The sequence below is a fragment of the Candidatus Proelusimicrobium volucris genome (genome assembly GCF_959605025.1).
GTDB lineage: Bacteria > Elusimicrobiota > Elusimicrobia > Elusimicrobiales > Elusimicrobiaceae > Proelusimicrobium > Proelusimicrobium volucris.
Genome location: NZ_CAUHCY010000003.1, coordinates 57,489 through 72,099 on the forward strand (window position 1 = coordinate 57,489; position 14,611 = coordinate 72,099).

A 14,611-nucleotide genomic window follows, 5' to 3' on the forward strand; every position below is an offset into this window, starting at 1 on the left:
TTATTTCCTTATTTTCAATTCTTTGGTCAACTGTTGATATTTGGCGAAATCTTTCTTCTTGAGATAGGCTAAAAGTCTTTTCCTTTGGCCTACGAGTTTTACCAAGCCTCTTTCACCGGCGAAATCCTTCGGATTGGCTTTGAGGTGGTTGGTAAGATACTGTATCCTTTCGGTTATCAACGCTATTTGTACCGACGCGCTGCCGGTATCGTTCGCGCTCTGCTGGAATTTGGAAATGATATCTTTTCTGTCTTTTACTGTTAATGCCATTATTTTGTACACTTAGATTAACGACTTCATACCGAGTGCGGGCCCGCGTTGCTTTGCCTGTTGTCTTGCTTTAAGCCCGTACCAAGCCAGAGTCTAATCTTCTCCTTTTTTTTATTATATCTTTACAGATACGCATATATTATATCATATAGAGCCGAGCTTTAAAAGCCGCCGCGTCGATTTGCCTTGGCAGAAGTTCTTCTCCCAGCACGATTGGGAATATATTTGGCTGCCTTTGTTTTCCTGTTTTGTTTTTATTCTGTAAAGACGCGCTAGATGAAAACGCTTTCCCGCATAATCCGATAATTAAAAAGCGGCGCTCTTAACTGAGTGCCGCTTTTTTAAACCCTTTGTCCGAAAAATTTATTTTACGCCGTGCATCCACCTGTTTATCGGTTTGATGAGTAGCAGCAAAAGCAAAGAGGCCGCAATCGGCATAAGCGTCGGCCAAGTGAAGAATTGGCTTAAAGTCATTTTCTCCAAAAGGCCGGAGTAGAAACCCGCCAATTTGCCCGCCGCCGCGTTTGCCAAGAACCAGGCGCCCATCAACAATGATATAAATTTCGGCGGAGATAGTTTTGTCACCATTGAAAGCCCTACCGGCGAAAGACATAATTCGCCCATCGTAAACAGCAGGTAAGCCCCTATCAGCCATAACATGCCTATTTTATCGGCCCCGCTTAATCCTATCGAGGCTATAAGCATAAGTCCGTAGCCCAAAGCTATAAACCAAAACGCTATCATAAATTTGGCCGGTATGCTTGGGTCTTTGCCTATTCTGCCAAGCATTACCCATATCTTGGAAAACAACGGCGCCAAAAGTATTATGAAAAACGGGTTTACGGATTGGAACCAAGTAGCCGGTATTTCGAAGTTATGCCCGAAAATCGTTATGACTCTGTCCAAGTTTTCTTTCGCGATTAGGTTGAGCGCCGCGCCCTTTTGTTCAAATACCGTCCAAAAGAATATCGAGAAAAACGCCATAATAAATATTACGGCTATGCGCTGTTTTTCGTCTTTGGTTAGAGGCTCGTCGTTTTTTTGTTTCTCGGCCCCTTTATCGGCGGCGTATCTTTTAGGCGCGAGGCCTTTGCCTTGCAGATATTTGTTTTGCCCCCAAATAAATATCAGCAGGCCTATTATCATACCTATGCCCGCGGAAGCGAAGCCCCAGCCCCAGCCTACCTTTTCGGCCAGAGTGCCAGCTATAAAGCCCGCCATTAAAGAACCTAAATTGATACCCATGTAAAATATCGTAAAACCGCCGTCGCGGCGAGGGTCATTTTTCTCGTATAGTTCGCCGACTATGCTGGATATGTTTGGCTTGAAAAAACCGTTGCCCGCCACTATAAGCCCCATGGCGATAAAAACATAGGTCATACTGCCGCCGCCCATGGCAAACTGTCCCGCGGCCATAAGTATGCCGCCTAATATTATAGCGGCTCTCTGGCCTATCCATCGGTCGGCTATGTATCCGCCGATTAAAGGCGACAAGAAAATCAAGCTCATTAAAGTGCCGAAATGCGCGCTGGCTTGTTGTTTGTCCAACATCAGCACGCCCGTCAAATATAAAACGAATAATGCTTTTAAAGAATAGAAACTGAAACGTTCCCACATCTCCGTGGCGAAAAGCAGGTATAATCCCGCCGGATGGCCTTTTTTTGTTTCACTGTCGTTTTGGGTCATCTGTCCTCCATATATGTCTATTATGTGCTAAAGGTTTATGATACTAAATTTTATGATTTGTTGTTTTTATAAAGGGAAAGGCAGCCTAGGGGTAAAGGCTGCCTTGGAGGGTAAATTATGTTTTTTCGTCTTTTTCTATTTATACTTTATCTTTTTGTCTTGGCTTTGGGAAAGGGTCAAAGGTCCTAATTGCTATCGTTTTTTGGGCCTAGATCTTTTTAGGCCTTTGGTACCCGTTTGTTCCGCATTGTTTGCTGCCCGTCGTTTGGTTTCTTGCTTAGAAATTTAAATCTAAGCCATATTTTTCCATTAGGCGAATATACTCCGTTTTTCCTATTCTAAAGTCTTTTTTCAGTTTGGCAAAATCCTCTTCAGACATTTTTGAAGTACCTTGCGGCGGAATAAAACGTCCGTTTTTTATGATACCTGGCAAATTATCCAAAGGACGGAAAGTTCGCTGCTTGCCTTTGGCTTTGTCCATTAGAACTATAAGGCCGGTAATATCATCGGGCAGTATATCGCACCAGTTGTTCATTATGCCGTCGCCTCTGTATGGAGAGGAATATTCGCGGCTGTGATTATTCTCTGCGGAATATTCGTCTGCGAGCCCCAAAGCGTGGCCCGTTTCGTGCAGAACGATGCAAAAGGGGAAAGGGACATTGTCGATATTTGGGGATAGAGGGGAAATATTTTCTTGTTTTAAATTCTCCAAATATTTTAATCCTTTGGCAAAACGCCTTTTGCTTATCTTTGAGAGCGGTATTTCAAAACCGAGCAAATCCGCCGATATATTGGTTCGCATATCTTTTTGCTTCTTGCTCAGGCAGATGGACAGCCCGCTTTTAAAAGCCGTTTTATCGTGCGAAAAATAGGAATGCCCGTCGTAAGAATCGCAAAAATCTTCGTCGGATATTATTTCAATGTCCGCTTTGCCTGCTCCTTTTTTGCCGCAGCGGCCTAGATAATTGAGTTTAAACGGCTTTTTCAAGGTTTGGATTATATCTTCAAACTCCTCTTTGCGGGAGGATTGTTCCAGCCATTGGGCGGAGCCCAAAGTCCAATAACGGAAAGATGCCTCAAAGAAAAGCGACAGATAATTATCTTCCGTCATCGGCTCCACGCCGTAGGTGCAGTAGGAAATTTCCTCTGAGAATAAGAACTTTTCCATCAGGAATTTTTTTGCGTAAGAAGAATGCACCGCCGTTTGTGCCAGCCCCCAAGTTGAGCAGAATGCGTAAAACGGGGTAAAAATTAAAAACAGCAGTATCATCGCTTTCTTCATATATAAATTATGATATATTGCTTACTGCTCCGCAAGGTACAAAAGGCCTATTATCTTTTGAAAAAAGGCCCAGATGAAAGGCAAAATAGCGATTGCCTGCGTTTTGTTGCTTTATTTGGGGCAATTTAATAGAATATCAATGTAATATAAAGATTCGCGCGACGCGGGAATTAAAATATTTCCGCGCGTTATTTCGTTTATGGAGAATTCTATGGCAGCTAAAAAGATTGTAAAAGCCGCTAAGAAGGTTTGTGCCAAAGCGGCTTGCAAGAAGACTACAAAAACAAACAAAAAAGGATTTGTATACCATTTCGGCGCCGGCAAAGCCGATGGGAACGGAGCGATGAAAGAGCTTCTTGGCGGAAAGGGCGCCAACTTGGCGGAAATGGCGGGACATCCAAAACTCAAATTGCCCGTACCTCCCGGCTTTACAATCACCACGGAAGTATGCACCTACTACTGGAACAATAAAAGAACCTATCCCAAAACTTTGAAAGCGGAAGTTGAAACAAATCTTAAAAAAGTGGAAAAAGAAACGGGCAAAGTATTCGGCTCGGTAGAGAATCCTTTGTTGGTGTCGGTAAGATCTGGCGCCAGGAGCTCCATGCCCGGTATGATGGAAACGATATTGAACGTCGGTCTTACTTTAAAGACCATTCCCGGTATGATAAAGATGACCGGTGACGAAAGATTTGTTTATGACGCTTACCGCAGGCTTATTATGATGTATTCCGACGTCGTTATGGAAAAAGCGGCCGGCATAGAGCCTAAGGACGATAAAGGTATACGCAAAATTTTGGACGAGAAACTTTGCGACGTGAAAGAGCAAAGAGGCTATAAATCCGACACGGAACTTACTGCCGAGGAATTAAAAGCCTTGTGTGAAGATTTTAAAAAGACCGTAAAAAAAGTTTTGGGCAGCGATTTCCCCGATGACCCCATGCAGCAGCTTTGGGGCGCGATAGGCGCGGTGTTTGCTTCTTGGAACGGCAAGAGAGCGGTAGCTTACAGAAATATCGAAAAGATCCCGCACGATTGGGGTACAGCGGTAAACGTACAGTCGATGGTATTTGGCAATATGGGCAATACCAGCGCGACGGGTGTAGCCTTCACTAGGAACCCCGGCAACGGTGACAGCCATTTTTACGGCGAGTATTTGGTAAATGCGCAGGGAGAAGACGTCGTCGCGGGTATCAGAACTCCGTGCCCGATAAACGAATGGTCTACTTCCGGCCACGGCAACGACAGCGAATCTTTAAAGAAAGTAATGCCCAAAGCCTATAAGGAATTGGACAGCATACAGAAACGCCTGGAAAAGCATTACAAAGATATGTTGGATATCGAGTTTACGATAGAAAACGGCAGGCTTTGGCTTTTGCAGTGCCGCGTAGGAAAACGCAACGGCATAGCGGCGGTACAGATAGCTTTGGATATGTTGAAAGAAAAACTTATCAACAAAGTCGAAGCGGTGCTCCGCGTTTCGCCTTCCCAGCTTGACGAACTTTTGCACCCGATAGTAGATCCTAAAGCGGAAGCCGCGGCTAAACCTTTGGCTAAAGGTCTTCCCGCGGGGCCGGGCGGCGCGTGCGGTTTTATAGTATTTGATTCCGCCGCGGCGATAGAAGCGAGAAAAGCCGGTAAAGAATGTATAATAGTTCGCGAAGAAACCAACCCCGAAGACGTGGAAGGTATGCGTGCTGCTCAGGCCATTTTGACCGCTCGCGGCGGTATGACTTCCCACGCCGCTTTGGTAGCCCGCGGCTGGGGCAAATGCTGTATAGTTGGCTGCAGCGAAATTACGGTAGATACGGCCAATAAGGTAATGACGGTAAACGGCAAGAAGTTTAAAGAGGGCGATTTCCTTACGCTTAACGGTACGCGCGGCATTGTCTATGAAGGCAAACTGGCGATGTTGGACGCCGGCGAAAAGAACGCCAATTTAATCAACTTCTTAAAGGTCTGTGACGCGGTGAAACGCCTTAAAGTACGTGCCAACGCCGATACCGCCGCCGACGCGGAAAAAGCGAGAGCTTTCGGCGCGCAGGGCATCGGATTGTTCCGCATAGAGCATATGTTCTACGGTGCCAACTCCGAAAAACCTTTGTTCGCTTTAAGAAAGATGATACTTTCGGGCACGACCGAAGAACGCGTAAAGGCTTTAGATGAAATCTTCCCGTATATGAAGAAAGATATTAAAGCTACTTTAAAAGCGATGGCCGGTTTCCCCGTTACGATCCGTCTTATGGATCCGCCGTTGCATGAGTTTATTCCGCACAGCAAGGACGCGGTGGAAGCTATTTGCAAAGCTTTAAATATTACCGCCGAGCAGTTTGAGAAGCGCGCGGACGCTCTTAAGGAAAGCAACCCGATGATGGGCCACCGCGGTATCCGCTTGGGCGTAACCTATCCCGAGATAACGGAAATGCAGGCCAGAGCGATATTTGAGGCCGCTTCCGAGCTGGTCAAAGAAGGCATGAAGATTACTCCCGAGATTATGATACCGGTAGTGTGCGACGAGAAAGAAATCGTCAATCAGAAACCTATCATAGAGAAAGTGCACAAAGAAGTTTGCGCTAAGTTCGGCAAGAAACTTGCCTACACAGTTGGTACGATGATAGAAATCCCCAGGGCGGCGATAACCTCAGCCGACATTGCGCAGGTAGCGGATTTCTATTCGTTTGGCACCAACGACCTTACGCAGATGACTTTCGGGTTTTCCCGCGACGACATCGGCGCTTTCGTGCCCGATTATATCGGCAAGGGTATCTTGAAGAACGATCCGTTCCAAATATTGGATCAGCACGGAGTCGGCTTCTTGATTCGCCATGCGGTAAAAGCGGGCCGCGGAGTAAAGCCCAACTTGAAAATTGGTATCTGCGGTGAGCACGGCGGCGAACCTTCCAGCGTGGAATTCTGCCACAGGGAAGGTTTTGACTATGTTTCCTGCTCTCCTTTCCGCGTGCCAATAGCAAGATTGGCTGCTGCCCAAGCCAGCGCGAAGGAACTTAAAAAGTAAATAAAGGCAGTTTGTTTTATTAAAGCCTCCCGTTTAAAAGCGGGAGGCTTTTTTATTTATAAGTGTATATCGGGTAAAAATCAAATTATCTCTTACGGGGCGCTTGTATTATGGGGAAGTTTATCAAAGAAAAAACTTTAAACCCGCGGAAAAAATATAGTATTACAAATAAAACTATATCTTAAAATCCGTTGCTATTAATATATATATTTGTATGACGTTGTATGAGGGTTCCTTGTCAAAGCAAAGTGTTAGATATTAAATCTTAATCATTATTGTATAGAAGGCAATTTGTTTGCTAATATAAAAGTAAAGGGATATATGCTGTTTTTGAAGGCGTTTATCTCTTTATTATAGTTATATTGCTAAAATTATAAAAAGGTTAGTTTTGCAGAGGAGAGATGTTCTATGAATATTAAAAGGAGAATTACGGTTTGGCTAGCAATAACACTTTTGTTTATTGCCTTAGGGCCTATTGCTAATTCGGGTACAAGTTTAGCGTGTTTAAACGCTAACAATACGGTTCTTCCCGCCAGCTTATGTGGAACAGGGTGTGCTACGTGTAAAAAGGGAACGACTTCTACAGGTTCCGTTTGTTATAAATGTACATCATACACCTTTGTTCCAATAGAATCATGCAGTCCAGCTGGTGTGAAAGAGTATAAACAAGACCCAGATGATGACTGTAAATCAATAACCAGGACATGTTGCGAGGGAACTTTGCGCAACTCATGGAGTGATTGGGGAAAAGCGTGTACAAGCGGTGGCGGCGGGTCAATTTCCTGTTCCTCTTCGACAAAACCGGCAACGAGCCAGTCGTGTAGACTCTCCAACGGTGGATCTGGTACCCAAACAAGAACGGTAACCTGTAATACCAGTACAGGTACATGGACGACAGGGCCTTGGACTACTTGCAAATGCAATAAAACCTGTTCAGGTGGAGAGGTTCTTGAAGAGGGCGCGTGTACTTGTTGCAGTTATGGATGTTATTGGTTTTCCGGTGGAACCAATCGCCCCTATTGTAATTGTTTTTCAGGTATTTTTCCTATAATGAATGAATGTTGCACGATGCGTAACGGTGAGGAATATAGATTACCGGCTGTTTACAGTAGTTGTTCTGAGTTTGCAAGCGATGTAGGTCTTTCTTTAAATAATGCGGTAAACAAACACATGTGTGCGCTTACGGGACTTTAGAAAAATTAAAAATATTTTGAACAGAACTCCGTCGCGTTTTAGCGTTGGGGTTCTGTTGTTTTATATAGTGTAATTATGATACTTTATATCTAAAAAAGTGTTCATAGATATTTCTTTATTCTCAAATAGAATGTCTTTATATCTAATGTATATGATGAAAGAGTAAAATACCAGTTGACCTATATTTGTTTTTTTTGTAAATTCCATATATAATTTATCTGTGAATATACTATATCCCATAGATAAATAAGTCGGGATATATTAGTTTTTTAAGAATTAAGGTTAGTAAGAGAGGAGAGAAACAATGAAATATATCAAGACGATTATTGCATGTTTTCTGTTTTCCACATTTATAGGTGTTGGACTTTCCTATGCTATTGTGGGAGATTTTGACGGCAGTGTCGAACAGGTGAAGTGTATGAATGCCGATACGGAGGTCTTGCCGAGTATGTGTCTTGAGTCAAACTGTAAAACTTGTATGAAAGGCAACTTTTTTGACGGCAGAGAATGCTATGTATGTACTGAAAGAAGCAGCGGTTTTATCCCTGTAAAATTTGATACGTGTGAGAATGTTGGGGCCGAACAGTATAAAACGGACGGTTCTTGCGATACCATAGCTAGAACATGTTGTGACCAAGGCGGTATAAAAATTTGGAGCGAATGGGGAGAAGAATGTGAAGAGTATACGCCAACCTCATGTCCTTTGCCTAAACCAAGTACGAGCCAAACTTGTAAATTGAAAAATGGCGTCGAAGGAACTCAAACTAGAACCGTAACTTGTAATACAAGTACTTGGGAGTGGGACGTTGGTGCTTGGGGTACTTGTAAGTGCAATAAGACTTGCTCCGGCGGACAAGTTTTTGAGGAGAGTTCCTGTCAATGTTGCTCATACGGATGTTATTGGTTTTCCGGTGGTTCCAATGTCCCATATTGCAACTGTGTTGCTAATGAACTTTCATTTGCCTCTTGGTCAGAGTGTTGTACTATGTCCAATGGAGATGAATATCGGTTGCCTTCCGCTTATAGTTCGTGTTCCTCTTTTGCCAGCGCTATGGGGCTTTCCTTAAGTCCAACAAATATTGCTCGCCATGCCTGCGCAAGGATATAAATTGAGTGTTTTTATAGTTAAAAGTCGCTTTAAAACAGAGTTGGAAGATGAGTAATGCCTTTAGTGTTTTTCAAAGGTTTAAATTTGTTTAAAGTTAAGCTATACTTATAGTAATACCTTTATATTTTTATTGATAGGGAGGGCTTTTATGTGTTGGGCATTATTAAGAAAAATGTTTAATAAAACACTTTTTTTATGTGTGCTGTTGATTTCTTCATCTACATATGTTTTTGCTGCTGTTGCCTCCTGTAATGGCGTTACAGACAGTCAAACACATTACGGTACAATAAATGGTACTTGCTATGCTTACTACTGTGACGATGGAATCATTCGTCAATTGGGGTCGGTGAGGTCGACTTATTGCGGGATAGAGCAATGTAAGGAGGGGTCCATTAAATATAATGTTTCCGGGGAATGCTCTTATGATACTTTCACCTGCTGCGCCGACGGCTCTTGGAGTGAGGCAAATAAAGATTGTCCAAAACCGTGTGAGGGCGCGGAATGTTGCACTTCCGATCAATGTTGGACGGGATCTTTCTGCCAAAATAAAAGTACGAAGGGCTATAACGGTACATGCTACTATACTTGTTCAAACTGGCAGTGTAAAGCAAATAGAGGCTGGTTCTGCAATGAATCTGACAGAAGATATGAAAAAAAACGCAAACAAGGCGGTAAATGGCTAGTTTGGGGTGATGTTCAGTCTTCCCATTCGAAACCTAAAACCACGTGCAGTACTAAAGTCAAGGATTATGTCTATGGAGGCGGAAGCGACGCTTTAAAAGCCTGTTCAATTCAAGTGGCCTCGATGACAGGAACCCCTGAAGGTACAACGGTAGAACCGGCAAATTGTAAAGTAGTTGGGAATTGCTGGTGTATGAACTACGACGGTTCGGTTTTGGGTGACGGCAATGCCTATTGCCGCACTAGTTTATATAAGTGCCAAGTACGTGAACTTGAATGCACTGTCGATACTGTTCAATGTAAATAATTTTGTTGATGTTTTTTTTACTTTCCCCGCCGCTAAAACGGCGGGTTTTTTTTGTCTTAAAGAATAGAATGTTTACATTTACTAAACTCTGCCATTAATTATTTTTAAAAATCGGATAAAAAGTACGCTTATTTTATAGCGCAGATTTTTTCCCGGCTATTCTTGCGCCATTACTTTAAAGACATTTTTGTTCGTTGCTTTTTATTTTTTTGCTTGTAAATGCCTCTTGAGAGTTTTGTCGTACGTATAAGTTAACCCAAAAATTAAAAAGCGCTTGACTGTTTTTTTTTTTTTGATAAATTTTCCCTGTAAGTTGGCAGCAAATTCGCAAAGAGGCATAGTTTCTTTAAGGATTGCTTTATTTGCTTTTATTTTAAGGTTAGCAAAAAAAAGGAGGTAAGCGATGAAAAATGTACAAATGCTTTTTGTATCATTTTTATTCTTTCTCGTAAGCGTAAATATTTCTGCTTTAGAATTAAAACCAATTCAGACATGTACGCCTGGAACTGTGGAGTATAAGCCTGAGGGGAGTTGCGATACGACTAGCAGAAAATGCTGTGGCGGAAGTGGCCTGTTGGGCTTTTGGAGCGAATGGGGAGAAGAATGTGAAGAGTATACGCCAACCTCATGTCCTTTGCCTAAACCAAGTACGAGCCAAACTTGTAAATTGAAAAATGGCGTCGAAGGAACTCAAACTAGAACCGTAACTTGTAATACAAGTACTTGGGAGTGGGACGTTGGTGCTTGGGGTACTTGTAAGTGCAATAAGACTTGCTCCGGCGGACAAGTTTTTGAGGAGAGTTCCTGTCAATGTTGCTCATACGGATGTTATTGGTTTTCCGGTGGAACCAATCGCCCCTATTGTAATTGTGCAACATCAACTTTGCCTATGATGAACGAATGTTGTACTATGACTAATGGTGATGAATATAGACTGCCTACGGCTTACAGTAGTTGTTCAGCGTTCGCAAGTGCAGTGGGGCTTTCCTTAAGTCCAACAAATATTGGTCGCCATTTCTGCGCAAGGACATAAATTGAGTGTTTTTATAGTTAAAAGTCGCTTTAAAACAGAGTTGGAAGATGAGTAATGCCTTCCAAGTTAGCTATACCTGCAAGATAGGTACAGGGTGGCAGAAAAAAGAGGTTTGCACGTGTAAAACAGGATATAAGAAAAGCCCTTATACGGGGCAATGCGTGCATGCAAGCTGTTTGGAGAGTTGTTCTTCCGGTTCATACAGAAGACAGAAATATAACAGCGATCAATGCGAATGTTGTTTTGCGTCCTGCAGTTTGTATCATAACGGCGTATGTCAGTTCGTAACCGGGGCGTGTAATTGTATGGATTTTTCTACGGGAGTGGATTCCTCCGATCCTCTGTTTAGTACATGTTGCAGGAGAGGCTCTGCCGGGTATATATATAAATTGCCTTCTACGTTTTCTTCTTGTGTTCAATTTGGCCAAGCTGCTTATGGTGAGAGCAATTGGTATAAAGTTACTTGTCCCGGACCTCGGCCATGTTGAAAAATCTAAAATTGAATACTTTCTAAGAGGGCATTTAAACCTCTCTAAACTAACCGCCCCGCCGCTAAAACGGCGGGGTTTTTTATTGTTTTGGGTAACAATTAGGTCGTACGTAGAGGTTATCCTAAAAATCAAAAAACGCTTGACTGTTTTTTTTTTTTTGATAAATTTCTGTATGTTATTGGAGGGAATATTTTTATTCGTGTTTGCTTCTTCAAAATTCGCGTATTTCCGATAAATAACTAAATTTGTATTTTGTGAGGCAAAAAATGAAGAAATTTAAAATTAAAGCGGTTTTAAGGAGTTTTCTTTTTGTCTTTTTTGTTTCTACGGCAAGTCTGCCATTATTTTCATACTGTGAAAGCGGAAAGGACAATAGCGTACATTACGCTGTTCATGACGGAAGATGTATGGCGTACTATTGTAAGGATTATAATGACCCATATTGGCTTGGCGGCGGCGGAGATAACTGCGGCGACCAAGAGTGCGAGGTCGGTACTAACCAATATAAAGCTTCTGGCGAGTGTGATACTTTGAAAAGAACTTGTTGCAAAAACGGTTTTTTTTCGGAATGGGGCAAAGAGTGCGATCCCTCAACCAATTGTTCTTCAAACCAATGTTGGAACGGTTCGTCGTGTGTAAGCAAGCCTACCCAGCAGTGCAGTTGTTCTAACGGGACATGTACTCGTACTTATACTTGTAACACCGGGACCGGGTGGACTTATAAGGACAGCACGTGCAAGTGCAACAGCGGTTATAGCTACGTAAACGGTTCATGTGAGAACTGCATTCGGGGCGAATCACCGACTTTTACGGTCAGAAATTGTATGGAATGTTGGAATAAGGCTTTGTCTATAACAAACTCTTCCAGTTATAGACAGTGTACTTCCGATAATGACGTAAATTGTTATTTGAGGGTACACAGCTATGTTACAAGCGGTACTCCGTATAATTGCACATCTTCAAATACTAAATACGGTGTGCAGACTGGCGGCGCCACACCGATATTATATATGCGATATTCTGAAGGAGTGGGGGGGATTAATAGATTTTGCATTATGGAAAATATGCAATATAGATGGTGCCGTTAAGGCATTAGTCTCTAAACTAACCGCCCCGCCGCTAAAACGGCGGGGTTTTTTATTGGGTAAAATCTAGAAGATATTGCGGGTAGTTTAGCTTTGAGTTTTATATAACAGGTTTTATCTTTATCAGCATGATTATTGGAAATTGGGATAGTTCTCATCAAAAAAAACGAGGATAAATTTTATCCTCGTTTTGTAGAGTTGAAGATGTTCTTATTTGTTTTGCAGTATTTTTTCTATTATTCTGACAGCTTTATCGGCATGGTCAAAAACAGCCAGGCCATTTTCTTGCCCGCTTGTGCGGTAATAGTCAAACCTGCCGCCTGCCGATACGCTTGCGAATATCGGTGTGTCGTATTTAGTAGATAGTTCGGCCAATTTTATCAAGAAGTCCGCTTTTTCCTCTTTCAAAGTTTTTATCGCGGGGCTTACCGGTATAGTGGAAAATAATACACTGCCGTAAAGCCCGCTTTTAAGTACGCTTTCTATAATCTCATAGGCGGCGGCGTCGGGGCACATAGGCGTAACGTCAAAGGGATTGCGAACGTCAACTATGCCGCTTAAACCGTACTTGTCGAGTATTGAACAAAGCTCTTTTTTTAGAACGCCCTGAGGCACTTCTGCATCAATAGGGGAGCCTGGCTTGATATTATCCGCCATACCGCTGGTTTCAAATCCGCCGTTGCTTAGCATAAATACCTTATTGTTTTTTATCCGTTTGCAGGCGCAGGAACTTAAAGTTTGGCATAGGTCTTCAAACTCTTCAAAGCTGTCGGCCATAAATGCGCCAGCGTCTTGCAAAATCTTTTTCGCCGTAAGATAATTCCCAGCTATCGAAGCCGTATGCCCCATTACCGCTTTTTGGCCGCTTGGCGTACGCCCCGCCATATAAATGACGGTTTTTATTCCTTTTTGCTTGGCTTTAATCAGGCTTTGGCGCAGGATTTGGCCTTCGTATTCCTTCAGTCCTTCTATATAGAGCATTAAGAGCTTTACTTTGTCTTCCTCAATCAAATATCTGGCGTAATCCGTTACGGTCGCATCCTGCTGATTACCCGTCATAACGCAGTATAGCGGTTTTAAATGTTCCATTTTGCCCAAAGAAGCAAGCATAAAAGCGCCGCTTTGGCTTATGAATGCCGAAGGCGCGAGATTGGGGTTTAAACCCAAGGGGGGCGTAAATTTTTCTTTCGGTATAAAAAGGCTGTTGAAATTTGACGGATTGGATACTAACCCAAGGGAGTTGCTTCCGTTAAGAGTAAAGCCCGGATTAAGGCTTTTGCCTTCTTTTATTACGTTTTCCACTTGGCAGCTTAAATCGGCCGAGCCTTCCTTTTCGCCAATGCCGCCGGTTATTAAGACTACTCCGTTCACCTTTCCGCTTTTGGCGCATTTTGACAAGGTTTGAGCCGCGGAATCGGCCGGCACCGATAGAACCAAAGCATCTATTTTACGTGGCAGACTTTCAAAATCAGCTACGCATTTTACACCGTCTATTTCGTCCTCGCCCTCTTTGATTACAAATAAATTGCTTCTGTCAAAACCGGCCTGTATTATGTTGTTTAGGATTATGCGCCCCATATTTATCTTTTTTGCACTTACGCCTATAACAGCCGCGCTTTTGGGGTTTAACAGGCTTTCCAGGCCTTCTTTGGAAACATTGGGCCGTGCGGGTTTAAAAGCGGCTCTTTTAAAACGGAGTACGCCGTCCAGCGCGGTAATCGCTCCGCCGCCTGCACAGAGCGGGTTTATTTCAAATTCCTCAATAAAGAATTCCGTTTTTTCGTTTAGTGGGCTGAACTCTATCATTAACTCGGCGAGCTTCTTTGCTGCGGATACCAGAAGTTCTTTTGAAACTTGCGCTTTTGATCCTCTTGCTTTACCGCCGCAATAGCGCCAGATGAGTGAATTTTCGACAAAGGCGTCGAAATCCGCGTTTAAAGCTGTTGTTAAAGCAGTTCTGTTTTCCTCTTTTATGTTTTGGGCGAAGTATTCCGCGTCAGTGCCGCCAAAGCCCATGGTTATTATCGGGCCGAAGGCGCTGTCAAAGCGCGCGCCGAGCAGTATTTCCCGTCCTAGGGTAAAAGGTGGGCAGTCTACAAACTGAACCAACATAAAATTTTCGACTTCGGGGAAATCTTTAATCATTTGTCCGAATACATCTCCGCCTTCGCTTTTTTTGAAAATTCTTACCCCGCCTTTATCGGTTTTATGGAGAGTTTCTTCCGAAAGGATTTTTAGCACGGCTTTTTCGCCCGGGAATTGTGTCAGAACTGAAGATATGTCGTCTGTTTTTCTTAAAATTGCCGTTTTAGGGGTATTTATCCCTAAATAATCGAGGATTTTATAGCAATCGGCTTCATTTAATGCTTTTTTACCGTTTTGCGCTGCGCATTTTAGAATATCATTTATGAATTCCATTGTGGTTTCTCCAAAAACATTGTTATCCAAATATATGATT

Annotated in this window: 8 protein-coding genes; 4 read left to right on the forward strand and 4 right to left on the reverse strand. The window is 42.9% G+C overall.

The genetic code is table 11. The features are described from left to right. The 3 genes from rpsO to ACQY3M_RS03775 all read right to left on the reverse strand — a co-directional run bounded on the left by rpsO (position 1) and on the right by ACQY3M_RS03775 (position 3,238). Complete coding sequence (gene rpsO, locus ACQY3M_RS03765; RefSeq protein WP_428066132.1) at positions 1-270, reverse strand: 30S ribosomal protein S15; 270 nt, start codon at positions 268-270, stop codon at positions 1-3. A gap of 363 nt (positions 271-633) precedes the next feature. After that, positions 634-1,956 carry a peptide MFS transporter gene (locus ACQY3M_RS03770; RefSeq protein ID WP_428066133.1) on the reverse strand — a complete coding sequence of 441 codons (1,323 nt, stop codon included), beginning with the start codon at positions 1,954-1,956 and terminating at the stop codon, positions 634-636. Between the two features lie 277 nt (positions 1,957-2,233). Then, positions 2,234-3,238: a hypothetical protein gene (locus ACQY3M_RS03775; RefSeq protein WP_428066134.1), complete on the reverse strand. Its 1,005-nt coding sequence runs from the start codon at positions 3,236-3,238 to the stop codon at positions 2,234-2,236. Between the two features lie 211 nt (positions 3,239-3,449). On the opposite strand from ACQY3M_RS03775, the gene ppdK reads away from it, so the two are divergent. The 4 genes from ppdK to ACQY3M_RS03795 all read left to right on the forward strand — a co-directional run bounded on the left by ppdK (position 3,450) and on the right by ACQY3M_RS03795 (position 12,156). Further along, positions 3,450-6,254: a pyruvate, phosphate dikinase gene (ppdK, locus tag ACQY3M_RS03780; protein ID WP_428066135.1), complete on the forward strand. Its 2,805-nt coding sequence runs from the start codon at positions 3,450-3,452 to the stop codon at positions 6,252-6,254. A 1,498-nt stretch (positions 6,255-7,752) separates the two neighbouring features. Next, complete coding sequence (locus ACQY3M_RS03785) at positions 7,753-8,556, forward strand: hypothetical protein (protein WP_428066136.1); 804 nt, start codon at positions 7,753-7,755, stop codon at positions 8,554-8,556. A 346-nt stretch (positions 8,557-8,902) separates the two neighbouring features. Continuing rightward, positions 8,903-9,544, forward strand: a complete 642-nt coding sequence (locus ACQY3M_RS03790; protein WP_428066137.1) for a hypothetical protein — start codon at positions 8,903-8,905, stop codon at positions 9,542-9,544. Positions 9,545-11,475: 1,931 nt separating this feature from the next. Beyond that, positions 11,476-12,156, forward strand: coding sequence for a hypothetical protein (locus ACQY3M_RS03795; protein WP_428066138.1), 681 nt, complete (start codon positions 11,476-11,478; stop codon positions 12,154-12,156). Between the two features lie 207 nt (positions 12,157-12,363). Here the strand turns inward: ACQY3M_RS03795 and ACQY3M_RS03800 are convergent, their stop codons facing one another. Next, a complete protein-coding gene (locus ACQY3M_RS03800) occupies positions 12,364-14,571 on the reverse strand; it encodes an acetate--CoA ligase family protein (RefSeq protein WP_428066139.1) in 2,208 nt (735 codons plus the stop codon). Positions 14,572-14,611 lie beyond the last annotated feature (40 nt).

Bases quoted from the DNA above. Each gene is read 5' to 3' on its own strand.
- rpsO (WP_428066132.1), bottom strand. From the start codon at position 270: ATGGCATTAACAGTAAAAGACAGAAAAGATATCATTTCCAAATTCCAG.
- ACQY3M_RS03770 (WP_428066133.1), bottom strand. From the start codon at position 1,956: ATGACCCAAAACGACAGTGAAACAAAAAAAGGCCATCCGGCGGGATTA.
- ACQY3M_RS03775 (WP_428066134.1), bottom strand. From the start codon at position 3,238: ATGAAGAAAGCGATGATACTGCTGTTTTTAATTTTTACCCCGTTTTAC.
- ppdK (WP_428066135.1), top strand. From the start codon at position 3,450: ATGGCAGCTAAAAAGATTGTAAAAGCCGCTAAGAAGGTTTGTGCCAAA.
- ACQY3M_RS03785 (WP_428066136.1), top strand. From the start codon at position 7,753: ATGAAATATATCAAGACGATTATTGCATGTTTTCTGTTTTCCACATTT.
- ACQY3M_RS03795 (WP_428066138.1), top strand. From the start codon at position 11,476: ATGGCGTACTATTGTAAGGATTATAATGACCCATATTGGCTTGGCGGC.
- ACQY3M_RS03800 (WP_428066139.1), bottom strand. From the start codon at position 14,571: ATGGAATTCATAAATGATATTCTAAAATGCGCAGCGCAAAACGGTAAA.